The organism is Polaromonas sp. P1_F4, assembly GCF_056405675.1.
Genome location: NZ_JBFUBP010000003.1, coordinates 206,567 through 229,417 on the forward strand (window position 1 = coordinate 206,567; position 22,851 = coordinate 229,417).

Below are 22,851 nucleotides of genomic sequence, written 5' to 3' on the forward strand. Positions count from 1 at the left end.
CAACTGCGGGCTTTTTCGTTTTCGCCAACATCATCGGCCTGATGCACACGGCCCGACACGTTGCGCCGTGCAGCGTCATTGAGGAGCGTGTTCAACCCTCACCGTCACGGGGCCGGGGCGCCGCATGGCGTCCAGCCCTGAATCAAGCCGCCCGAGCCGAACCAGGCCGTCTGAAAAAGCGAAGTCCTTGTGATAAATCGCCAGATTGCCCCACGGAGCGTAATAACCGATATCGCCGGTGGAGGGCTTGTGCCCCACCGGTGCGCCCTTCGTTGACAGCGCACGCGGCAAGTCAGCGACTTTTTCCGTAGCCGCGTAGTCTTTCAGGACCAGGTTCAGCGGAAGCAGTGCCGCAAAATCTCTGGCGCTGTCATTGCTGTCAAGTGTTGCCGTCGCAATGACGATGCCATCCACGCTCATCTGGATTTTCATCACGGGGGCCTTCCTGCGGGGTGTCGGGTCAGATGGTTGTTGGGAAACTACCCGGATGTCGCCGCCCGCAGCAGCGAGACTACTCGTGAAAAGCAGTGGAAGCATCAGCGAGGCGCAAAACCTCCGTCTGTGCGCGGCAGCGTTGCCCGACTGAACTGCCATCAGGCGCCGGTCTGCACCAGGTGCTTACCGAAGAACGCGGTCAGCTTGCTCCAGGGAATCAGCGTCACCCGGTCATACAGATCCACGTGGCCGGCGCCCGGAACAATAAACAACTCCTTCGGTTCAGCGGCCCGCTTGTAGGCGTCTTCGCTGAATTCTTTCGAGTGCGCCTGGTCGCCCGTGATGAACAACATGGGGCGAGGCGAGATCGTCTCGATGTCATTGAACGGGTAAAAGTTCATGAACTTGACGTTGCTGGCCAGGGTCGGGTGCGTGGTGGTTCGCGGCGATCCGCCCGTGGGCGTGTATTCGCCTCGCGGTGTGCGGTAGAAGTCGTAAAACTCGCGCTGGATGGGGTGCGTGTCCGCCGTCAGTTGATGCACGGTGCCACTGGTGTACTGGATCGCACCGCCTTTGAATTCCACATCGCGCTGCTCGGCGGCGGCGGCAATGATCCGCTTGCGCTGCTCGAGCGTCTGCGAATGATTGAGGGCGTCGCGGTTGGCCGCGCCCATGTCGTACATGCTCACTGTGGCGATGGCTTTCATGCGCGGGTCAATCTTCGCCGCACTGATGACAAAACTGCCACTGCCGCAAATCCCGATGGCGCCGATCTGCTGCCTGTCGACAAACGCCTGGCTACCGAGGTAATCCACTGCAGCGCTGAAGTTCTCGGCGTACAGGTCCGGCGCAACGGCATTGCGCGGCTGGCCGTCGCTGCCGCCCCAGAAAGCGAGATCCAGGGACATGGCCACAAAGCCCTGCTCCGCCATCTTGGTGGCGTACAGGTTCGCGCTTTGCTCTTTTACCGCGCCCATGGGGTGGCCCACAACAATCGCCGGGTTGCGTTTTTTCCGATCAAGCGTCTTGGGAATGAAAAGATTCGCCGCGACGTTCATCCGGTACTGATTCCTGAAGGTGACCTTCTGTACGGTCACCATGTCGCTCTTGTAAAAGTTATCGGCACCACTGGGCTTGCCTGATACGGCCGGCGTATCCGCCGCAAAGGCAGCGCCTCCAACGGTCGAAAGCATGCCGGCCGCAGCCACGCCTGTTCCAGTCATTCTCAAAAACTCACGGCGACCAGAGGCGTCGCTGGACAGTTCGACCGCTGCGCGGCCGTCGTTCTCTGATGGTGTTTTCATGGTCGATGTTCCTCTTTGGTTGGGTCAGAAGGCACTACGCGTGACGGTTGCCCTTGCTCGACGTGGTCCGTGTTCCGTTCGCAGTTCCTGAAGTTTGCCAAGTACCTTTAACATTGACTAGGTAATGAATTCTTAATAAATTTGTTAGCATAGCTAATCAGTAGCCCACGAAACAGAGACCCGCAATGCCTCGACGCAATCTCAACGACCTCTTGGCCTTCGTCACCGTGGCGCGCCAGGGCAGCTTCACCCGGGCCGCCGCCACGCTGGGTGTGACCCCGTCAGCGCTGAGCCAGGCCATCCGGGGGCTGGAAGAAGGCTTGAAGATCCGGCTGCTCACACGCACCACACGCAGCGTCGCCACAACGTCTGCGGGTGAGCGGCTGATGAAGGCGATCGGTCACCGCTTTGACGAAATCGAGTCTGAACTCGACGCGTTGACCGATTTGCGCGACAAACCTGCAGGCACCGTGCGTATCACGTGTGGCGACCACGTGCTGCAAAGCACCCTGCTGCCCAAGCTCTCACCGCTGCTGCGCGAGTACCCGGACATCAAGCTGGAGTTCGACGTGAACTATGGTTTTCGCGACATCGTGGCCGACCGTTTTGATGCCGGCGTACGCTTGGGAAACACGATCGACAAAGACATGATCGCCGTGCCGATTGGCCCACCGCTGCGTATGGCAGTAGCGGCTTCACCCGGTTATTTTGCGGTCCATTCCATCCCCAAAACACCGCACGACCTCACCGCACATCACTGCATCAACCAGCGCATGCCTACTTCCGGCGGGCTGTACGTCTGGGACTTTGAGCGCCGCGGTCGGCAGGTCAATGTCCGTGTGGATGGCCCGCTGATCTTTAACACGACAACGCCGCAGGTCGACGCGGCACTGGCGGGGTTGGGCATCGCATTGCTGCCGGAAGACGAACTGACGGCGCACATTGAAGCCGGGCGGCTGATGCGCGTTCTGCAGGACTGGTGCCCAAAATTTTCCGGCTACCACCTGTACTATCCCAGCAGACGCCAGCCTTCACCGGCCTTTTCGCTGGTGGTGAAAGCGTTGCGGGTGAGTGGATCCGATAGATAAGATGGTTGGCGCCCTCGTGTGGCGAAGCCGAACAGACTTAAAAGTAATTAACAAACGACGAATAGGTAGTTCGCTTTGCACGGCGGCACTCCTACATTTATAGGCTGACCGGCGCCCCAGGACGCAGATGAGAAAGATGAAGATGACAGCGACTTTGACTCCGAACGACCGTGCCGATGCATCGGCAGCAACGCATACCCAATCCTCCATCGAGATCCGGCCTTTTGACGCCCCGCTGGGCGCCGAGGTGCTGGGCATGGATTTGTCCACACCGCTCACCACAGCTGACTTCTGTCGCATCCACCGCGCACACCTGGACCACCACGTTCTGGTCTTTCGCGACCAGCGCATCACGCCGCAGCAACATGTTGATTTCAGCCGCCGCTTTGGGCCGCTGCAAATTCATGTGTTGAAAAACTTCCAGTTGCAAAACCACCCTGAAATCCTGATCGTCTCCAACATCAAGGAAAACGGCGAACCCATCGGCCTGGGCGACGCCGGCCATTTCTGGCACTCTGACCTGTCATACAAAGACAAGCCCAGCCTGGGCTCATTGCTGCATGCGCAGGAGCTGCCCTCCGAAGGCGGCGACACCCTCTTCGCCAACCAGCACACCGCCTGGGACACCCTGCCCGACGCGTTAAAGACAGCTGTGCAGGGCCTGCGCGCCGAACACACCTACCTCGCCAAATACGAAGAGCTGCGCAGCCGCAACCCATGGCGGCCCAAGCTCACACAAGAGCAGGTTGAAGAGGTCAAGCCGGTTGTTCACCCGGTGGTGCGCACCCACCCCGAAAACGGCCGCAAGGCACTCTTTGTCAGCGAGCATTTCACCACCCGCATCCTGGGCATACCAGAGGACGAAAGCACCGCGCTGCTCAGCGAACTGTTCGAACACACCTCACGCCCCGAACTCATCTACCGCCACCAATGGCAGCCGCACGACATGGTGTTCTGGGACAACCGCTCAGTCACCCACCTGGCAGCAGGCACCCCCGACCACCTGCGCCGCAAGCTCTACCGCACCACCATCGAAGGCGACGCGCCGTTTTAAACGGGAGCTTGTGTCCGCTATTCGGGTTTCGGTTTTAGGTATTCCTTCCCCACCCCCTTGTGGATGCGCCGAGGAGCGCAGGGCCAGACGGATCAGGGCAAAAACTTGTCTGAGCGAAGCGAGTTGTTTTTGACCCCGTCTGGACCGAGCACCGCAGGCTGCCCGTAGCGAAGCGTAGGGACGCAGGAACCAGGGTCGCCTTTCTTTTGCTTACTTTCTTTTGGCGAAGCAAAAGAAAGTGAGTTGCATGCCGGGCAACCCCCGGCCAGCAACCCTCAGCAAAAAGCGTAGCCGCCGAACAAGAGCAGCAACGGGAAACGCAAGCTCAGGCGTGCTTCTTAACCCACCCCACATAAGCATCCACCCACCCCTGCAAAAACTTGCGGCTGCCTTCACTGATGCTGCCATCAGCGTCGTACAAACCTTCCTTGTTGTGGACAAAAGCCTCAGGCTGGCCCAGCGTAGGCACATTCAGGTAGGCCAGGATATTGCGCAGGTGCTGCTGGGCAAGCGCGGTGCCAATGGCGCCAACCGATGCCCCAATCACGCCGGCAGGCTTGCCGTCCCAGGCGCTTTGGCCATAAGGGCGTGAGGCATGGTCAATGGCATTTTTCAGCACACCTGGAATCGAGCGGTTGTATTCAGGCGTGACAAACAGCAGGCCCTGCGCCGCCTTGATCTCGCCCTTGAGCCGCTTCACCTCTGCCGACGGATTCCCGTCATCGTCCTGGTTGTAAGGCGGCAGGTCGTCAATGCGCACATGGGTAAAGCTGAAGTCCGCAGGAAACAGCTTTTCAAGCGCGCTGGCGAGTTTTTTGTTGAACGAATCCTTGCGGATGCTGCCGACGACGACAGCGATGTTGTATTGAGCCATGGGGTTCTCCAGGAGGGTGGGAATGAAAGGGTTTGATCAGCGAATGCGCGAATTCGCAAACGGCATTCCCGGTTTTAAATCAATTCACCGCCGCGCGCTGTAGGACTTCAGGACAGAAATACCCCAAGGTTCCGTAGCGCTGCCCGCTTCCCGTCAACACGCCAGGCCGCTTCTGCGCAAAACCAGACAGCACCCCAACAGCCGGCTGCCCGGGATGCAGCAACAAAGCAACCCGGACGCCCTGAAAACCCCGAAATCACCCCTGAATCAGCCCGAAATCACTGGCATGGATGCTGCGATGTTGAACCCGTCAACCACTCACTCCTCACGCCATGAATATCACTCGCTTCCTCGGTCTCACAGCTTTGTCGTTTGGCCTCCTGTCCGCTCAAGGCCATGCCGCGCCCCCACCTGAAAAAACCGAAATCCGCTACCAGGGCTGGGCCGGCCAGGTCACCTGGATCGAACTGGCAGAAGACCTGGGCTACCTTGCGCCGCTCAAGGCCAAATGGGTGGGCAACACCATCAGCGGGCCGCAGGACATCCAGAGCGTGGTCACTGGCGATGTCGACCTGGGTGGCGCCTTCAACGGCGCCGTCGTGAAGTTGCTGGCCAAGAAAGCGCCAATCAAGGCGGTGTTGGGCTACTACGGGGTGGACGAGAACACCTGGACCGGCTACTACGTCAAGGAAGACAGCCCGATCAAATCCGCACGCGACCTGATCGGCAAAAAAGTCGCGGTGAACACGCTGGGCGCGCATCACGAGTTCATGGTCCGCGAGTACCTGGAGCGCGCCAAAGTCAGCGACGCGGAGGCCAAGCAGGTCACCCTGGTGGTCACGCCCCCGGTGACTGGAGAGCAAGCGCTGCGCCAGGGCCATGTGGAAGTCACCACCCTGGGCGGTGTGCTGCGCGACAAGGCGCGGGAGCGCGGCGGCATACGCCCGCTGTTCACAGACCGGGACCTGTACGGCAACTTCACGGCCGGTTCCATCGTTCTGCACAACAAGTTCATCGAGCAAAACCCCAACACCAGCCGCCACCTGGTGTCAGCGCTGGCGCGTTCCATCGAATGGGCGCGCAACACACCGCCAGCCGAGGTGCGGGCGCGCTTCGTCAAGATCATTGACGGCCGCAAGCGCGCCGAAAGCGCAGACACCATCCAGTACTGGAAAAGCACCGGCGTGGCGGGAACCGGAGGCGTGATCAAGGACAAGGAGCTGCAGATCTGGATCGACTGGCTGGTCAAGGACGGCCTGCTCAAACCCGGCCAGGTCAAGCCCACAGACCTGTACACCAACGCATTTAACCCCTACGCCAACAGCGGCGACAAGCTGGCGGCCGCCAAATGAGCGCCGCAAAAATCCGCTTTGAAAACGTCAGCAAGGAGTTCACCGTTCGCGCGGACGACGGCGGCGCCGCCAAACGATTTGTTGCCGTGCATGACGTGACGCTTGACGTGCGCCCCGGCGAGTTCCTGGTGCTGGTCGGGCCCAGCGGTTGCGGCAAGTCCACCTTGCTTGACCTGCTGGCCGGCCTGGCGCTGCCCACCAGCGGCCGCGTGCTGATTGACGGCCAACCCATTACCGGTCCGGCACGCGACCGCGGCGTGGTGTTCCAGCAGTACGCCCTCTTCCCCTGGCTCAGTGCGCTGGACAACGTGGCCTTTGGCCTGGAAGTCGCGGGCGTGGGCAAACGCGCCCGGCGCGAAAAGGCTGCGCACTACCTGGAGCTGGTGGGCCTGACCGACTTTGCCAACCGTTTTCCGCATGAGCTTTCAGGCGGCATGAAGCAGCGCGTGGCCATTGCGCGCAGCCTGGCTTACGAACCGCAGGTGCTGCTGATGGACGAGCCCTTTGCCGCGCTCGACGCGCAGACGCGCGAAACGCTGCAGGAAGAACTGGTCGAAATCTGGCAACGCACCGGCAAGACGATTGTGTTCATCACGCACGGCATCGACGAGGCCGTGGTGCTGGGCCAGCGCGTGGCCATCATGACCACCCGGCCGGGCCGTATCAAGCAGATCGTGGACATCCCCGAATCCTTGCGCAGCGGCACCGACGACGTGCGCTCGCTGCCGCTGTTCGGCGAGCTGCGCCACGAAATCTGGTCGCAGCTGCATGACGAAGTGGCATCCGCCCGCCGCGAACGCCGCGCCCGTATTTCCTCACAACCCATCCTCAAGGAAATTGCCCATGTCTGACATTGCCCTGAACGCGGGCGCCGCACCGCTAGCCCTTCACACGCCGCCGCTCTGGAAGCGCCTGCAGGCGCAAGTGGCCAATGCCACCTGGCGCTCCGGCCTGATCGTGGCACTGGCCCTGCTGTGGGAATTGGCGCCGCGCCTGGGCCTCACCGACCCAACCTTCCTGCCGCCGCTCAGCGAGGTGCTTGCCGCCGGCTGGGCATTGGCACTGAACGGCCAGCTGTGGGAACACACCTCCATCAGCCTGGCCCGTTCGCTTGGCGGCTTGCTGCTGGCCATCGTGTTCGCAATTCCGCTGGGGCTGGCCATCGGCTGGTACCGGCGCCTGGGCAACACGCTCAACCCGCTGATTGAGCTGCTGCGCAACACGGCACCGCTGGCATTGCTGCCAGTGTTCTTGCTGCTGCTGGGCATTGGCGAGGTGTCCAAGGTCTCCATCGTGGTGTATTCGTGCGCCTGGCCCCTGTTGCTCAACACCATCTCGGCCGTGCGGCAGGTGGATCCGCTGCTCGTGAAGTCGGCACGCACCATGGGCGTGACACCGCGCCAGTTGTTCCTGAAGGTCATCCTGCCGGCTTCCGTACCGACCATCTTTGTGGGCATACGCCTGGCTGCGGCTTCGGCCATGCTGGTGCTGATCGCCGCCGAGATGGTGGGTGCCAAGGCCGGGCTGGGCTACCTGATCATCTACGCCCAGTTCAGCTTTTTGATCGCCGACATGTACTTCGGGATCATCGCCATCACAGCCATCGGGGTCACGCTGAACTTCGCGCTGCAGGCGCTGGAGCGCCACTTCACGGCGTGGAAGCCTGCTTCCTCGCACAGCTGATTCAAGCCGACTCCCGTATCGACAAATAGACATACAGACACGAAAGACATTCCACATGACTCAACGCAAACTTCGCCTGGGCGCATTCATCATGGCCACAGGCCACCATATCGCGGCCTGGCGGCACCCCGGCTCGCAGGTCGATTCGGGCGTCAACATCGACCACTACATTGAGGTGGCCAAAACCGCCGAGCGCGGCCTGTTCGACCAGGTGTTTGTGGCCGACAGCCCGGGCGTCGCATTCCACGGCACCGACGAAGCCTTCAGCCGCCAGGGCCGCGTGTCCTACTTCGAACCGGTCACGCTGTGGGCGGCCTTATCGGCTGTGACAAAACACATCGGCTTCGTAGCGACGGCTTCCACCACTTATGAAGACCCCTTCCTGCTGGCGCGCAAGTTCGCCTCGCTGGATCACATCAGCAAGGGCCGCGCCGCCTGGAATGTCGTGACCACCGGTGCCGACAACGTCTACGGAAATTTCGGGCTCGACAAGCATCCCGACCCCGAGGTGCGTTATGAGCAGGCCCATGAGTTCATCGACGTGGTGAAGGGCCTGTGGGACAGCTTCGAGGACGACGCCTTCATCCGCAACCCCGAAACAGGCAGCTACTTTGACCCGGCCAAGCTGCACGAGATCAACCACCACGGCAAATACTTCAAGGTGCAGGGCCCGCTGAACCTCGAGCGGCCGCCGCAAGGCTACCCGGTGATCGTGCAGGCCGGTTCTTCCGAACCTGGGCGCGAACTCGCGGCGGCCACCGCCGAAGCCATCTTCACAGCCTGGACCAGCCTGGCGGAAGCGCAGGCCTTCTACCGCGACGTGAAAGGCCGCCTGGCCAAGTACGGCCGCCGGCCTGAGCAGTTGCTGATCCTGCCCGGCATCTCGCCCGTCATCGGCCGCACGCAGGCCGAGGCTGAAGCCAAGTGGGCCGAGCTGCAAAAGCTGATTCACCCTTCCGTGGGCCTGAACACCATTGCTCAATTCTGGCCCGGCGAAGACCTCACGAAGTGGGACCTGGACGCCCCGCCACCCTACATTCCCGAACCGCCCAAGGGCCAGAACAGCCGTGCCCATGTGGTGCTGGAGCTGGCCCGGCGCGACAAGCTCACGGTGCGCCAACTTTATGAATACCTGGCCGGTGCGCGCGGCCACTGGGTGGTGGTGGGCACACCAGAGACCATCGCGGACAAGATCCAGGAGTGGTTTGAAAACGACGCCGCTGACGGCTTTAACGTGATGCCGCCCGTGCTGCCCGAATCGCTCAACGATTTTGTGGACCTGGTGATTCCCGAGCTGCAGCGCCGCGGTATTTTTCGCACCGAATACGAAGGCAGCACGCTGCGCGAAAACCTCGGTCTGGACCGGCCCGTCAACCAGTTCGCCGTCAAGGCCCAAAAGGTGGCGTGATGGGAAGCCGCGACTTCAACTTCACCGCCCTCTCGAACGCCGCCGGCGCCCGGCAGCACGATGCCGACGTGCTGGTCATAGGCGGCGGCCCCGCCGGAACCTGGGCCGCCATCAGCGCCGCGGCACAGGGCGCCAAGGTGGTGCTGGCCGACAAGGGCTACTGCGGCACCTCGGGCGCCACGGCGCCTTCGGGCACAGGCGTCTGGTACGTGGAACCGCAAGGCACGCAGCGCGAAGACGCCAAAGCCAGCCGTTTCGACAAGGGCGGGCAACTGGCCGAACACGCGTGGATGGACCGCGTGCTCGAGCAGACCTACGCCAACATGCAGCAGCTGGCCGAATGGGGCTACCCCTTCCCGATCGGCGAAGACGGCGAGCAGCGCCGCACCTCGCTGCAAGGCCCCGAGTACATGCGCCTGATGCGCAAGCGCGCCAAGGAGGCAGGCGCGCGCATCCTCGACCACAGCCCGGCACTGGAACTGCTGGTGGACGAACAAGGCACCGTGTGCGGCGCCACCGGCCAGCAACGCCAGACGCTCGAGCCCTGGGTGGTGCGCGCTGGTGCTGTCGTGATCGCCACCGGCGGCTGCGCTTTCTTAAGCCGCGCGCTGGGCTGCAATGTGCTGACCGGCGACGGCCACCTGATGGCCGCCGAGGTGGGTGCCGATTTTTCGGGCATGGAGTTTTCCAACGCCTACGGCCTGGGTGCGGCATTTGCCTCGGTCACCAAGTCGCTGTTCTACCAATGGGCCACCTTCTACTACGAAGACGGCAGCGTGATTGAAGGCGCCGGCTCGGCTTTTGGCCGCAGCCTGATTGCCAAAACATTGCAGACCCAGCGCGTGTTCGGCCGTTTGGATAAAGCCGACGACCAGGTGAAAGCCTGGATGCGCACCGCCCAGCCCAACTTCTTCCTGCCCTTCGACCGCGCGGGCATCGACCCTTTCACCCAGCGCTTCCCCGTGACCTTGCGGCTGGAGGGCACGGTGCGCGGCACCGGCGGCCTGCGCATCACGGGCCGCGACTGCGCGACTTCAGTGCCCGGCCTTTACGCCGCGGGTGATGCTGCTACGCGCGAGCTGATCTGCGGCGCCTTTACCGGCGGCGGCAGCCACAACGCGGCCTGGGCCCTGTCGTCCGGGTTCTGGGCCGGTGCGGGTGCGGCCGGCTTCGCGCGCTCGAACGGGCACAGCGCCGCACGCGCGGTGCTGCGCGCCGGCGGCGTGGGCCTGCAGGGAACAGGCAATGAGCACACCGACAGCGAAGCCCTGATCCTGGCCGTGCAGGCCGAAGTGTTTCCCTATGAGCGCAACTGGTTCCGCAGCGGCGGCGTGCTCGAGGATTCGCTGTCGCGGCTCGATGCGCTCTGGATTCGCCTGCGCCAAGCCGCACCGGCGGACAGGCAGCAGGCGGTTCGCACACGCGAAGCCGCCGCGCTGCTGGCCCATTCGCGCTGGATGTACCGCAGCGCCCTGGCCCGCAACGAAACGCGGGGCATGCACCGGCGCCAGGAACATGCCGCGCCCGACCCCACGCAGCGGCACCGCCTCATCAGCAACGGGCTCGACGAGATCCGGGTCAGCCAGGAAGCGGTCGCATGATCGAGCTCATCAGCGCTTCGCAATGCACCGGCTGCAACATCTGCGTGACGGCCTGCCCCACCAACGTGTTCGACACCGTACCCGGCGGCCCGCCAGTCATCGCGCGCCAGGCAGATTGCCAGACCTGCTTCATGTGCGAGCTGTACTGCCCGGAAGACGCGCTGTTTGTCGCGCCCAGCGCCGATGAATCCGTGCAGGTGGACGAAGAAGCCTTGCGCCATGGCGCGCTGCTCGGCAGCTACCGCAAAGCCGTGGGCTGGGGCGGTGGCCGCAAGTCAACCGCTTCGGACGACCACAGCTACCATCTGCTGCAAAGAGCCTGAGCCTCAACCCATCGCCACCATATGCTATCTATTTAATAGCTGGTGGCGCACATTCTCATTGGGCTAGCGGCCGTTTTGATTGCTAAAAATGCATCAAAACGGCCATTTTTTCGACTAAAAACAAAAAAAGCCGGCGCGAAGCCGGCAAAAATGGCCGGCCGCGCCGGCGGCACGGCCATGCCACACAAGAGATCAATCAGGCAGCCACGGCCTCGGCAGGCACCACCGGTTGGGCGGCCTTGGGTGGCTGCGCCTGGCCGCCATGCACGCGCGAGCGGCGGCCGTCCACGCTGATCGGCACGTCGCCGGCCAGCGTGACGCGGCGCACGATGCGCTTCTGGTCGCCGTAGTCATTAATGGCGTAGTGCTGGGTGGCTCGGTTGTCCCAGATCACCACGTCGCCCTGGATCCAGCGCCAGCGCACGGTGTTTTCAAGGCGCGTCACATGGCTTTGCAGCACCGACAACAGGTGCTGTGAATCGGTGCTGGAATAACCTACCAGCTTTTTGGCGAAATGGCCGAGCACCAGCGTGCGCTCGCGCGTTTCGGGGTGCACGCGCACCACCGGGTGCTCGGCTTCATGCAAGGTGCGGGTGAAAACCTCGCGGTAATGCCGCAAGCCTTCGCTCGACACTTCGTCTTCACTGCGTGAGGCGGCGTAGTCGTAATCGTTGCCATGAATCACCCAGAGCTTTTCAGCCAGCTCGCGCAGCGCGGGCGGCAAGCCCTGGTAGGCCAGCGCCGTGTTGGCCCACACCGTGTCGCCGCCGGCGGGCGGGATCACCACGCCGCGCAGCACCGAGATCTTGGGCGGGGCCACGGCGAAGGTCACGTCGGTGTGCCAGGAGTTGGCACGCCCGCCATGTTCCGAATCCAGCTCAAGAATGAAACCCGTTCCCTGGCGCACCGGCACCGTGGGGTGTGGCACCGGTTCGCCCAGGCGCTTGGCAAACGCCTCCTGTGATGCGTCGTCCAGATGCTGCTGGCCGCGAAAGAACAGCACCTTGTGCTTGAGCAGCGCCTGGTTGAGCGCGGTGATGGTGGCGCCTGGCAGGTCGGCAGACAGGCGCAGGCCGCGCACCTCGGCGCCAATGCGGCCGGCGACCGGGTGAATATCCACGGGCAATGTTGTCATGAAGAAGCTCCTTGTGTCGTTGATAAAACAGGCGGCAGAAATGACGCTGCTGACAAGCTTCTACGCATGACCTGTGCCAGTGAAAACCGGGCACCGTACGGCTTTTTTTCAATCTCTTGCTGCAATCGAAGCAGCCGGGCAGGACTGGGTGAGGGAAAGTGTTCAACGGCTGCTGTGAATACAGCACCCACCTGCAGTTACTGTGACAACGAAGCGGTTTGATCTTCTGCCACGTCATCAGCCTGCGCAGGTCGGTCGAGCAAACCATGGCGCTTGAGCAAGGTTCGCAGCACGTTGCGCGAAAGGCCCAGCAAGTTGGCCGTCTGCACCTGGTTGCCATGGCAGAAGTCGAAGGCCGTCCTCACCAGCGTGGCCTCGACAGTTTCAAACAGTTCAGGTTCGGCCTGGTTCATGCGTTGCAGCAGCACCTCGCGCAAACTGTCTGGTGCAGCGCCCTGCACCATGGGGGTTGAAACCTGTTCTACGGAAGCAGGTGCCGGCAATGCAGCAGGTGCTGCGCGGGACGCCATGCGTGCAGAGCGGTGAATGCCCTGCAGGTCCGCGACATGCAGCGTTGCCGCGGGCGCCACGATGAGCGCGTAGTGGATAACGTTTTCCAGCTCGCGGATATTGCCGGGCCAGTCATGGGCCAGCAGGGCCTGCTCTGCCTCGGGCGAAAGGCTTGCATCCTTGATGCCCAGGCGCGCGGCGTAGCTCGCCAGGAAATGTCGCGCCAGCGGCAGGATGTCGCCGGGCCGCTCAAACAGCGGGCGAAGCTCCAGCGTGGCAACGCTGAGGCGGTAGTAAAGGTCGGCGCGAAAGTGGCTGGCGTTCACCGCGTCACGCAGGTCGACGTTGGTTGCCGCAATCAGGCGCACGTCCAACGCAATGGGCTTGCGCGAACCGATGCGCACCACCTGGCGCTCCTGCAACACGCGCAGCAGTTTGACTTGCAGGCTCAGCGACAAGTCGCCAATTTCGTCAAGGAACAGCGTGCCACCGTCGGCCGCCTCAAACCAGCCCGCGCGGGCGTGCGCAGCGCCGGTGAAAGCGCCGGTTTCATGGCCAAACAGTTCGGCATCGATCAGCGACTCGCTGAAAGCGCCGCAGTTCACCGCCACAAAAGGTCCGCTGCGTCCGCTGCCCTGGTGGATGCGGCGCGCCAGCAACTCCTTGCCGGTGCCGGTTTCCCCAATGATCAGGACCGTGGCTTCGGTCGGCGCGACCTGGTCGACGCGCTCCAGCAAGGCCAGCGAGCCGGGGTCTTCGAACACCAGCGCCTTGGCGCGAATCGACAAAGCGCCGGCATTGGGAAGGGTCAGCAACCGGCTCATGCTTTGCGCTCCGCCTGGCTACGCTCAGAACCCGGGCAGCACAGCGCCCTTGAACTCGGCCTGCACGTACTTGCGGATTTCTTCGGAGTGGTAGGCCTTGACCAGCTTGGCCACCCAGGGCTTGTCTTTGTCCTGCTCACGCACGGCGAGCAGATTCACATACGGTGACTTGGCGGCTTCCTGGGCAATCGCGTCCTTGGGGTTCAGCCCGGCGGAGAGCGCGTAGTTGGTGTTGACGGCCGAGGCGTCCAGGTCGTCCAGCGAGCGCGGCAGCTGGGCGGCGTCGAGCTCCACAAACTTGAGCTTCTTCGGGTTCTCGACCACGTCGAGCGGCGTGGCCTTCAGGCCTGCTTCGGGCTTGAGCTTGATCAAGCCTTTGTCCTGCAGCACCAGCAGCACACGGCCGCCGTTGGTCGGGTCATTGGGAATGCCAAAACGTGCGCCCTCCTTCAGCTCGGCCAGGCTCTTGACCTTTTTGGAATAGAGGCCGATCGGGAAGTTGACGGTGTAGCCGACGTTGACGATCTTGTAGCCGCGGTCCTTGACCTGCTGGTCGAGGAAAGGCTTGTGCTGGTAGCTATTGCCGTCCAGGTCGCCTGCGGCCAGCGCGGCGTTGGGCTGGATGTAGTCACTGAACTCGACGATCTGGATCTTCAGGCCGTCTTTTTCGGCGATCTTTTTGACCTGTTCAAAAATCTGCGCGTGCGGGCCGGCGGTAACGCCGATCTTCAGCGGCTTGTCTTGTGCCAGCACAGCGCCGGTGAACGAGGCGGCCAGCGCAAGTGCGACGGCGGACTGGATGAGGGTGCGTTTTTTCATGGTGTTTCCTTTTTTGAAGATGAATGAATCTGTTTTTTTGCCCTGAAGGTCAATTTCAAGGCCATTTTTAAGAGGCAAATCGGGCTCTAACCCAATGGGAACGTGCGCGAGCAGCTATCAAAAGCGTAGCAATCAACATCGCCGCGCATGGCTGTCATGGATGGACGGGGTCATCTGTGGCTCAACCTGCGCACAGCCCAGTCGCCCAGGCTTTGCACCGCCTGCACAAACAAAATGAGCACCAGCACCACGGCCAGCATGACTTCAGGCAAAAAACGCTGGTAGCCGTAGCGGATGCCCAGGTCGCCCAACCCGCCGCCGCCAATGGCGCCGGCCATGGCCGAATAACCCGTAAGGCTCACGAAGGTGATGGTCAGGCCCGCGACGATGCCGGGAAGAGCCTCGGGCAGCAGCACCTTGAAGACGATCTGCCGTGTGGTCGCACCCATGGCCAGCGCGGCTTCGATCAGCCCGTGGTCGACTTCGCGCAGCGAGGTTTCCACCAGCCGCGCAATGAACGGCGCGGCCGCGATGGTGAGCGGCACCACCGCCGCCGCCGTGCCGATGGAAGACCCGGTGATGAAGCGCGTCAGCGGAATGATGGCCACCAGCAAAATGATGAACGGCGTGGAACGCACCGCATTGACAAGGCCGCCGACGACGCGGTTCACGCCAGCGTTTTGCAGCACACCGCCCTCGTCTGTCAGGCGCAAAAACACCCCGAGTGGAATACCGATGAGCGCACCGACCGCGCCCGAAATGCCCACCATGACGATGGTTTCCCATAGCGAGCTGACAAAGAGCTCGAGCAGGGCTTGTGAGAAATTACTGAACACGGCTTAAACCCTCCCGCCCACGGCCAGCTCACCGCCGACCTGGTCTACATGCACACCGGCGCCGCGCAAATGCGCCACCGCTGCGTTGAGCTGTTCGCGTGCGCCGCGCGCAAACACTGCCAGCGAACCGAAGGGCTTGCCCTGGATTTCATCAACCTGACCGTGCACGATGGAGAGGTCAATGCCAAAGCGGCGGATCACGTCTGACAGCAAGGGCCGATCCGACTCATCCCCCGCAAAGGCCAGTCTGAGCAGCTGCCCTTCTTCCGGGTGCTCGGCACTCATCAGGGTGCGTATGCGCGCCAGCACGCTGTCGGGCAAATCCTGCGGCACGATCTCGGCGATCAGGCTGCGTGTGGTTTCGTGTTGCGGACGCGTGAAGACATCGATCACCGGGCCGCTTTCGACAATGCGGCCGGCGTCAATCACCGCCACGCGGTCGGCCACCTGCTTGATCACCTGCATCTGGTGCGTGATCAACACGATGGTGAGGCCGAATTCCTTGTTGATCTGGCGCAGCAGGCCGAGGATGGAGCGCGTGGTTTCCGGGTCCAGCGCCGAAGTAGCTTCATCCGACAGCAACACCTTGGGCCGGTTGGCCAGCGCGCGCGCAATGCCCACACGCTGCTTTTGCCCGCCGCTGATCTGTGCCGGGTAGCGATCCGCCAGGGCGCTCAGGCCGACGAGGTCCAGCAAGGGCTCAACACGTGCCTTGATATCCGCTGCCGATAGACCCGCAATCTCCAGCGGCAAGGCCACGTTGCCGTACACGGTGCGCGACGACAGCAGGTTGAAGTGCTGAAAGATGATGCCGATATCGCGCCGGGCTACGCGCAGTGCTTCGCCGTTCAGCGAAGTCAGTTCCCGGCCGCCCACCAAAACCTGGCCAGCCGTCGGCCGGTTCAGCAGGTTGACCACGCGCACCAGCGAACTTTTGCCGGCACCGCTGCGGCCGATGATGCCGTAGACCTCGCCCGGGTTGATGTGAAGGTCGACGCCCCGCAGCGCTTCGACCGGGCCCGTGGAGCCCTTGTAGGTTTGAAAAATGCCTTTGAGCTCGATCATGAAAATTCGCTAAACCTTGTCACCCCTCACGGTTCTTGTGAAAACGTGTGAGGCTCTTTTTTGAACAGGACGCGAATTTAGCCTAGCTTCTCCCAAACTCAAAAGAATATTAAATAGACTAGTTAGATGATTAATCAGCTATAGAACCCGATTTACAGCCTTTTACGCATTTTTCAGCCAAAACTTGATCATTTATACCCGGATGATATAAACTCCTAATTTCCCCCGGACAAAATTAACCGTAATGACTTTATGACCTCTACTTTGATCGCCACGCCCCGCACCCTGACCGCCTTCGCCGGGTTCCAGCGCATTGCCTCCGGGCCGCGCCGTGAGCTGCTCGCGCAGTTGCGCGCCACGCCCCAGCAGGCCGACATACTGCTTCGCATATTCAACGATGCCAACGGGGAACGCCTGGACCTTGACCTGCGGCCCGACGCCGTGGATGCGCCCGACGACACGCCGCCCGACCTTCCCGCCGCCGAACCCGAAGCACCGGTGACGCGTTCTGTCGGGCGCCCCAGGCTGGGGGTGGTTGCGCGTGAAGTCACCTTGCTGCCGCGGCACTGGGAATGGCTCAGCCGCCAATCAGGCGGTGCTTCGGTTGCGCTGCGCAAGCTGGTGGAAGAAGCGAGCAGGGCCAACGAGGCACGCGACGTGGTACGGGCCTCCCGCGAAGCCGCTTACCGCTTCATGGCGGAAATCGCGGGCGACCTGCCCGGCTTCGAAGAAGCCACCCGCGCACTGTTTGCCGGCGACCGGCTGCGTTTTGACACCCTGGTCGAGCCCTGGCCTGAAGATGTGCGAACCTACCTGGCGGCACTGGCCGCAGCCAGCTGGAGCGTCGCATGAAGCCGCCGGATCTTTCCGCCCTCGATCACCGGCTTGAAACCGAAATGCATGAGGGCGACGTGCGTGCAGCGGGCGAAATCGCGGCGCCACCGATTTCCGTGGCCGACGCGGCTCCGCCCCTGGCAACACAGCCCGCGGCGGCGAAACCCGCTTCGCACACCCGGCCCGCATTGAACGACGGTGTGCCGATGTGGAAGACCTTTGCCGCCTTCCTCGGCCCCATGCTGCTCAGCAACATCCTGCAGTCGCTGTCGGGCACGCTGAACAACGTGTATGTCGGCCAGATGATCGGCGTCGGCGCATTGGCGGCCGTGTCCAGTTTCTTCCCCATCCTGTTTTTCTTCATTGCCTTCACCATCGGCCTGGGCGCAGGTGCCTCCGTGCTGATCGGCCAGGCCTGGGGAGCGCGCGACACTGGCAAAGTCAAATCGATTGCCGGCACGACGCTCAGTGTCGGCCTGATTTTTGGCCTGCTCGTCGCGCTGTTCGGCGGCATCTTTACCGGGCCCTTGCTCAGGGCGCTGGGCACACCGGCCGACATCCTGCCCGACGCCACGCTCTATGCCCGCATCATGATGATTGCGGGGCCAGGCCTCTTCGTCTACCTGCTGGCCACCGCCATGCTGCGCGGCGTGGGCGATACGGTCAACCCGCTCTACACGCTGGGCATTTCGACCCTGGTGGGCCTCGCCGTCACACCGGCGCTGATCCGCGGCTGGTTCGGCCTGCCGCAGCTCGGTGTGGCCAGCGGTGCGGTGGCTTCGGTGCTGTCAATGGTGACGGCCACGGCCTGGCTGGCCTTCAGGCTACGCCGCATCCACAGCCCGCTGGCACCTGATGCGGAATTTGTACGCCACATGCGCATCAACGGCAGCATCCTCAAGACCGTGCTCAAGATCGGCGTACCCACCGGCGTGCAGATGATCGTCATCGCGCTGGCTGAAGTCGCCCTGCTCTCGCTGGTCAACAGCTATGGATCCAACGCCACGGCGGCCTACGGCGCCGTCAACCAGGTGGTGGCGTATGTGCAGTTCCCGGCGATTTCGATTGCCATCACCGCTTCCATCCTGGGTGCGCAGGCGATCGGCGCGGGCCGCACCGACAAACTGGGCACCATCGTGCGCACCGGTTTGCTGATGAACCTGGCGCTGACCGGCTCACTCGTGCTGCTGGGCTATTTGTTCTCGCGCCACCTGATGGGCTTTTTCATCACCAGCGAACCGGTGATTGAGGTGGCGCAGACGCTGCTGCACATCATGCTGTGGAGCAGCGTCATCTTCGGCATGGCCTCGGTGCTCTCGGGCATCATGCGCGCCAGCGGGTCGGTGCTGGTGCCCACGGGAATCGCCATCTCCTGCATCGCGCTGGTGGAGGTGCCCGTCGCCTGGCTCATGAGCCACCGCATCGGCATCAACGGCATCTGGGTGGCCTATCCGGTCACCTTCATCGCCATGCTGGGTCTGCAGACGGCTTACTACCGGCTGGTCTGGAAGAAGAAGTCGATCAGGCGCCTGGTCTGAGTCCGTCATTTCCTGATTGATCCACACCATGACACACACGCACCGCAACGCCACCGTCGACATCGCCAGGGGCATCGGAATCATCCTGGTGGTGCTCGGGCACAACAGCCTGGTACTGGAAAACAAGGGCGAGCTTTTCCGGGTGATTTACGCGTTTCACCTGCCGCTGTTCTTTTTCCTCTCCGGCCTGTTCCTGAAAGATTCCGATTCCCTGCGCAAGTTTGCGCTGTCGCGGGCCGACGCGCTTCTCAAGCCCTACTTTGTCGTGCTGGCGCTGGTCGGCATCCTGATGGCGCTTGATTCCGACATGGTTCCCACCGCCGACACAAGCGCCTCTGAGTATTTTTTCGGCGTGTTGTATGCCACCGCACCCACCATTGCGTGGGCACCGCTCTGGTTTTTGCCGCACCTCTTTGTGGCGTCGGTGGTGGCCATGGCCATCCTGCGCGCCACCAGGGCCGTTGAACACCGCGCACGCTGGGTTTTTCTGGCCGCCTCGATGCTGCTGGCCGCGGGCATCCGCTGGATTGGGAGCTTCTGGCAAATCGACACGGCCAGCCTGCATTTCATGGGCCTCGCCCGCTTGCCAGGGCTGCCCTGGAGCCTCGATTTGACCCTCATCAGCTCAGCCTGCCTGCTGTTCGGGTTTCTGCTGCGCGAACAGGTCATGGCCGTGAAATTCAACGCCATCAGGCTGCTTGCCGCGGCCATTGCCTTTGCGGCGCTGCACTACCACTTCAACGAGACCATGGACCTGAACCTGCGCATCTACGGCGAGCCGCTCATTGCGACACTGCAGGCCGCGCTGGGCATTTATATGGTGCTTTGCATCTCTGCACTGCTGGCGCGGTATCCGCGGCTGCAGCGCCCATTGACCTACATCGGCTCCGGCAGCCTGCTCATCCTGGTGTTTCATCCCGTCGCGCAGGGGCGGGCCTTCCTGCTGCTTTCCCGCTTCAGCCACAACGACTACCTCGTTGGAGCGGCAAGCCTGGCTGCGGGTGTCGCATTGCCGCTGCTCCTGCTGGAAATTGCGAAACGCCAGCAATACCTGGCGGCCCTGCTCTTGCCCCGAAAATTCAGTCCGGCAGTCGCGCAAAATACCCGTACCTCGAAACAATTGCCATGAACCACGAGCTCTCGCGCCTGGCGGCCAGCATCCATCTTGATGAACCGGGTCAGGAAGCCCTCCGGCTGGCCTTTGGCCTGGCTTGCGCCGGCCGCGTGCAGCATTTGCTGGAAGACCCCCGGGCCGTTGATTGCCTGGCACAGCTTCAGGCTTTCGTCGACGGCAAACTGGAAAGGCCCGCCCTGGCGCAGGCGGCGCAGGAAGTCGCCGCGGTGGCCAACAGCCACAGGGGCTCCAATTCCATTGACGGCGCGGCCCACGCAGCCGTCTCTGCCACCTACGCCGTGGCCAATGCACTGGCTGGCCGGGCCCTGGATGCGGCCGGCTACGCGGCTTATGCCGCCGTCTACGGCTACGGCGGCTACGCGGTCAACGACCCGTCGGCTTTCGAGGGAGAGTTCGCGTGGCAGGTCGAAAAACTCCGGGAATTGGCCCCGACCTTCCCGGTGCGCTGAGGCGGCCGGCTTGGGGGCGCCACATCCGGTGCGCGCACAAGGCCTGCGCGTGTGCCGCTTGCGCGGTATAAACGTCAGGTCGTCTCTATTCCCTTCGCGTCCATGACCACGCTTTTCATCTCCGCTTTCCTGCTCGGGCTATTGTTCAACGCCGCGCCCGGTGCCGTTTTTGCCGAAACGGTGCGCCAGGGCGTACGCGGCGGTTTCCGGCCGGCCCTGGCGGTGCAAATCGGGTCGCTGGCCGGCGACGCGCTGTGGGCCCTGCTCGGGCTGGTCGGCATCGGGCTGCTGCTTCAACTGGAGTGGATTCGCTGGCCCGTCGGCATCGCCGGGGCGCTGTATCTCTTCTGGCTTGCGCGCGACTCATGGCTTTGCGCCAGCCAGGAATTCACTTTAACGGACCCGGCAACGGCCGAACCCCAAAAGGCCATGCGCGCGGGGGTGCTCCTGTCCATCACCAACCCCCAAAACATTGCCTACTGGGCCGCGCTCGGCAGCGCCTTGGGCGCCGTCGGAATCCATGAACCAACGGCTGCCGACTACGGCATCTTTTTTGTGGGCTTCATGGTGTCGTCGGTGGTATGGGCATTCTTCTGCGCGGCAGTGGTTGACCGGATCTTTCGCCGGGCCGGCATGCGGTGGGCCAAGGTGACCTACAAGCTTTGCGCCGCCGCTTTTCTGGCGCTGGCCATTGGCTCGGTGCGTGACCTCATGGTCCAGTCGCCGCCTCTTCCCCATCAAGACAAATCCGTCGTGACCGGTAAACCCTGAACAGGAACTGCCATGCAACTCATAGGAATGCTCGACTCACCCTACGTTCGCCGCGTAGCCATTTCCCTGCAACTCCTCGGCTTGCGCTTTGAACACCAGTCGATCTCGGTGTTCAGCACTTTCGAGAAATTCCGGCAGATCAACCCGGTCGTCAAAGCGCCGTCCCTTGTTTGTGACGACGGCACGGTGCTGATGGACTCCACCCTGATCATCGACTACGCCGAGGCGCTGGCCGCCCAGCAGGCGCCACCCAAAAGCCTGATGCCGGCGGCCGTTGCCGAGCGCCAGCAGGCGCTGCGCGTGATCGGCCTGGCCATGGCCGCCTGTGAAAAAAACGTGCAGATTATTTACGAGCGCAACCTGCGCCCCGCTGAAAAGCTGCACCAGCCCTGGGTGTCTCGTGTGACGGGCCAGTTGCTGGCGGCCTATGGTGAACTGGAATCAGAACTTCGGCGCAAACCGCTGGCGGCGACCAGCGGCACCATGGGTCAGGACGGTGTGACCGTGGGCATTACCTGGCACTTCACGCAAGCCATGATTCCAGAGGTGGTAAACGCCGCCGACTACCCGGCCCTCTGTGAATTCTCTGCCCGGGCTGAGCAACTGCCTGAGTTCATGGCAGCACCGCACGGGGACAGCATTTATCGCCAGGAATAGACTTCATACGCTTGGCAAGCCTTGATATCAGGGGCGCATGTTTGAGACACATCAACCCAATATAAGGAGTTCCCATGAAGCCACGGATTACGGTCATCACTGTCGGCGTTGATGATCTGGAAAGATCGCTTCGCTTCTACCGCGATGGCCTTGGCCTTCAGACAGAAGGCATTATTGGTGCCGAGCTCGAACATGGCGCCGTGGCATTCTTCGACTTGCAGGCGGGCCTGAAGCTTGCCCTCTGGCCGCGCAAAAGCATTTCCCATGATTCGGGTGTTCCGCTGGAGAATGCCAGCGCAACCGAATTCACACTGGGCCATAACGTCTCTTCGAAAGCAGAAGTTGATGCCGTCATGGCGCAGGCCAAAAAAGCGGGTGCCGTGATCACCAAGGAAGCACATGACACCGCCTGGGGCGGCTATGCCGGCTACTTTCAGGATCCAGACCGGCATCTGTGGGAGGCGGTATGGAACCCCCAGTGGTCAGCCGGCGATTGAAGCGTAGCGCGTGCAAGAATATAAAAAATCCATCCCATGACCACACACAAAATCCAGGCACTTCTGTTCGATCTCGGCGGGGTGTTGATCGATGTCGATTTCAACCGCGTGCTTGAGTACTGGCAGCCGATTTCCCGGTTGTCCCTTGAAGAGCTGAAAGCCACCTTCAGTTCTGACCTGCCTTACCAGCAGCATGAACGCGGCGAAATCACGGCGGCGCAATACTTCGCGCACCTGGCCGCGAACCTGGAGTTGCAGGACGACCCCACGCACATCACCAAAGGCTGGAACGCCATTTTCGGCGGCGAAATCACCGAAACCCGCAACCTGGTGCAGGAGGCGCGCACCCATCTTCCCTGCTACGTGTTCTCTAACACCAACGCCACGCACCAGGCAGCATGGACAGCGCTCTATCCCGATCTGGCGCAGTCATTCGAGCGCATTTTTGTGTCGTCTGAAATGGGTTATCGCAAGCCCGAGCGCCGGGCCTTTGAATACGTCGCTGACGCGATCGGCGTTCCCCTGAATGCCATCCTGTTCTTTGACGACCATCCCGACAACGTCGAAGGCGCAAGGGCCGCCGGGCTGCAGGCGGTCCATGTGCGGGGGCCAGCGGATGTCAAGGCTGCGCTTCAGGGAATAGGTTGCGTGAAATAAGG

The 22,851-nt window shown here is 62.4% G+C and carries 24 protein-coding genes; 16 read left to right on the forward strand and 8 right to left on the reverse strand.

The window, feature by feature from the left end; genetic code table 11:
• Positions 1-75 precede the first annotated feature (75 nt).
• Together AC1DYQ_RS08520 and AC1DYQ_RS08525 are read right to left on the reverse strand one after the other, a co-directional pair.
• Positions 76-432: a cyclophilin-like fold protein gene (locus AC1DYQ_RS08520; protein ID WP_477686433.1), complete on the reverse strand. Its 357-nt coding sequence runs from the start codon at positions 430-432 to the stop codon at positions 76-78.
• Positions 433-593: 161 nt separating this feature from the next.
• The gene (locus tag AC1DYQ_RS08525; protein WP_477686434.1) at positions 594-1,739 is read right to left on the reverse strand and encodes an alpha/beta hydrolase; all 1,146 of its coding nucleotides are present in this window, start codon (positions 1,737-1,739) and stop codon (positions 594-596) included.
• A gap of 185 nt (positions 1,740-1,924) precedes the next feature.
• Here AC1DYQ_RS08525 and AC1DYQ_RS08530 point away from each other — a divergent pair, with 185 nt between their 5' ends.
• Together AC1DYQ_RS08530 and AC1DYQ_RS08535 are read left to right on the forward strand one after the other, a co-directional pair.
• Positions 1,925-2,827 carry a LysR family transcriptional regulator gene (locus tag AC1DYQ_RS08530; RefSeq protein ID WP_477686435.1) on the forward strand — a complete coding sequence of 301 codons (903 nt, stop codon included), beginning with the start codon at positions 1,925-1,927 and terminating at the stop codon, positions 2,825-2,827.
• A gap of 142 nt (positions 2,828-2,969) precedes the next feature.
• The gene (locus tag AC1DYQ_RS08535; RefSeq protein WP_477686436.1) at positions 2,970-3,881 is read left to right on the forward strand and encodes a TauD/TfdA dioxygenase family protein; all 912 of its coding nucleotides are present in this window, start codon (positions 2,970-2,972) and stop codon (positions 3,879-3,881) included.
• A 325-nt stretch (positions 3,882-4,206) separates the two neighbouring features.
• Here AC1DYQ_RS08535 and AC1DYQ_RS08540 read toward each other — a convergent pair whose 3' ends face one another.
• Positions 4,207-4,755 carry an NADPH-dependent FMN reductase gene (locus AC1DYQ_RS08540; protein WP_477686437.1) on the reverse strand — a complete coding sequence of 183 codons (549 nt, stop codon included), beginning with the start codon at positions 4,753-4,755 and terminating at the stop codon, positions 4,207-4,209.
• Between the two features lie 332 nt (positions 4,756-5,087).
• Here AC1DYQ_RS08540 and AC1DYQ_RS08545 point away from each other — a divergent pair, with 332 nt between their 5' ends.
• The 6 genes from AC1DYQ_RS08545 to AC1DYQ_RS08570 are packed head-to-tail and all read left to right on the forward strand — an operon-like array spanning position 5,088 to position 11,122.
• Positions 5,088-6,107 carry an ABC transporter substrate-binding protein gene (locus AC1DYQ_RS08545; protein WP_477686438.1) on the forward strand — a complete coding sequence of 340 codons (1,020 nt, stop codon included), beginning with the start codon at positions 5,088-5,090 and terminating at the stop codon, positions 6,105-6,107.
• The gene (locus tag AC1DYQ_RS08550; protein WP_457278541.1) at positions 6,104-6,958 is read left to right on the forward strand and encodes an ABC transporter ATP-binding protein; all 855 of its coding nucleotides are present in this window, start codon (positions 6,104-6,106) and stop codon (positions 6,956-6,958) included. Before AC1DYQ_RS08545 ends, AC1DYQ_RS08550 begins: the two co-directional genes overlap by 4 nt.
• Positions 6,951-7,790, forward strand: coding sequence for an ABC transporter permease (locus AC1DYQ_RS08555; RefSeq protein ID WP_477672454.1), 840 nt, complete (start codon positions 6,951-6,953; stop codon positions 7,788-7,790). Before AC1DYQ_RS08550 ends, AC1DYQ_RS08555 begins: the two co-directional genes overlap by 8 nt.
• Before the next feature lie 55 nt (positions 7,791-7,845).
• A complete protein-coding gene (locus AC1DYQ_RS08560; protein WP_477686439.1) occupies positions 7,846-9,198 on the forward strand; it encodes an LLM class flavin-dependent oxidoreductase in 1,353 nt (450 codons plus the stop codon).
• Entirely contained in the window at positions 9,198-10,799 is a 1,602-nt protein-coding gene (locus AC1DYQ_RS08565) for an FAD-binding protein (RefSeq protein ID WP_477686440.1), read from the forward strand. The genes AC1DYQ_RS08560 and AC1DYQ_RS08565 overlap by 1 nt, the downstream gene beginning before the upstream one ends.
• On the forward strand, positions 10,796-11,122 hold the full coding sequence (locus AC1DYQ_RS08570) for a 4Fe-4S dicluster domain-containing protein (RefSeq protein WP_477686441.1): 327 nt from the start codon (positions 10,796-10,798) through the stop codon (positions 11,120-11,122). The genes AC1DYQ_RS08565 and AC1DYQ_RS08570 overlap by 4 nt, the downstream gene beginning before the upstream one ends.
• 196 nt (positions 11,123-11,318) lie before the next feature.
• On the opposite strand, the gene AC1DYQ_RS08575 is transcribed toward AC1DYQ_RS08570, so the two are convergent.
• The 5 genes from AC1DYQ_RS08575 to AC1DYQ_RS08595 all read right to left on the reverse strand — a co-directional run bounded on the left by AC1DYQ_RS08575 (position 11,319) and on the right by AC1DYQ_RS08595 (position 16,311).
• A complete protein-coding gene (locus tag AC1DYQ_RS08575; protein WP_457278546.1) occupies positions 11,319-12,257 on the reverse strand; it encodes a TauD/TfdA dioxygenase family protein in 939 nt (312 codons plus the stop codon).
• A gap of 197 nt (positions 12,258-12,454) precedes the next feature.
• A complete protein-coding gene (locus tag AC1DYQ_RS08580) occupies positions 12,455-13,591 on the reverse strand; it encodes a sigma-54 interaction domain-containing protein (RefSeq protein ID WP_477686442.1) in 1,137 nt (378 codons plus the stop codon).
• 24 nt (positions 13,592-13,615) lie between these two features.
• The gene (locus AC1DYQ_RS08585; protein WP_477686443.1) at positions 13,616-14,410 is read right to left on the reverse strand and encodes a MetQ/NlpA family ABC transporter substrate-binding protein; all 795 of its coding nucleotides are present in this window, start codon (positions 14,408-14,410) and stop codon (positions 13,616-13,618) included.
• A 170-nt stretch (positions 14,411-14,580) separates the two neighbouring features.
• Positions 14,581-15,246: a methionine ABC transporter permease gene (locus AC1DYQ_RS08590; protein WP_457278549.1), complete on the reverse strand. Its 666-nt coding sequence runs from the start codon at positions 15,244-15,246 to the stop codon at positions 14,581-14,583.
• A 3-nt stretch (positions 15,247-15,249) separates the two neighbouring features.
• Positions 15,250-16,311 (reverse strand): methionine ABC transporter ATP-binding protein, encoded by a 1,062-nt coding sequence (locus AC1DYQ_RS08595; RefSeq protein ID WP_477686444.1) that lies wholly within the window; start codon positions 16,309-16,311, stop codon positions 15,250-15,252.
• A 252-nt stretch (positions 16,312-16,563) separates the two neighbouring features.
• On the opposite strand from AC1DYQ_RS08595, the gene AC1DYQ_RS08600 reads away from it, so the two are divergent.
• The 8 genes from AC1DYQ_RS08600 (at position 16,564) to AC1DYQ_RS08635 (ending at position 22,849) form a co-directional block, all read left to right on the forward strand.
• Entirely contained in the window at positions 16,564-17,163 is a 600-nt protein-coding gene (locus tag AC1DYQ_RS08600; protein WP_477686445.1) for a DUF2239 family protein, read from the forward strand.
• A 188-nt stretch (positions 17,164-17,351) separates the two neighbouring features.
• Positions 17,352-18,683: an MATE family efflux transporter gene (locus AC1DYQ_RS08605; RefSeq protein WP_477686618.1), complete on the forward strand. Its 1,332-nt coding sequence runs from the start codon at positions 17,352-17,354 to the stop codon at positions 18,681-18,683.
• A 28-nt stretch (positions 18,684-18,711) separates the two neighbouring features.
• Positions 18,712-19,812, forward strand: coding sequence for an acyltransferase family protein (locus AC1DYQ_RS08610; RefSeq protein ID WP_477686446.1), 1,101 nt, complete (start codon positions 18,712-18,714; stop codon positions 19,810-19,812).
• Complete coding sequence (locus AC1DYQ_RS08615; RefSeq protein ID WP_477686447.1) at positions 19,809-20,267, forward strand: putative immunity protein; 459 nt, start codon at positions 19,809-19,811, stop codon at positions 20,265-20,267. The genes AC1DYQ_RS08610 and AC1DYQ_RS08615 overlap by 4 nt, the downstream gene beginning before the upstream one ends.
• A 102-nt stretch (positions 20,268-20,369) precedes the next feature.
• Complete coding sequence (locus AC1DYQ_RS08620) at positions 20,370-21,038, forward strand: LysE family transporter (RefSeq protein WP_477686448.1); 669 nt, start codon at positions 20,370-20,372, stop codon at positions 21,036-21,038.
• A gap of 12 nt (positions 21,039-21,050) precedes the next feature.
• Complete coding sequence (locus tag AC1DYQ_RS08625; protein ID WP_477686449.1) at positions 21,051-21,695, forward strand: glutathione S-transferase; 645 nt, start codon at positions 21,051-21,053, stop codon at positions 21,693-21,695.
• Between the two features lie 74 nt (positions 21,696-21,769).
• Positions 21,770-22,192: a VOC family protein gene (locus AC1DYQ_RS08630; protein WP_477686450.1), complete on the forward strand. Its 423-nt coding sequence runs from the start codon at positions 21,770-21,772 to the stop codon at positions 22,190-22,192.
• 36 nt (positions 22,193-22,228) lie between these two features.
• On the forward strand, positions 22,229-22,849 hold the full coding sequence (locus AC1DYQ_RS08635; protein WP_477686451.1) for an HAD-IA family hydrolase: 621 nt from the start codon (positions 22,229-22,231) through the stop codon (positions 22,847-22,849).
• Positions 22,850-22,851: the final 2 nt, after the last annotated feature.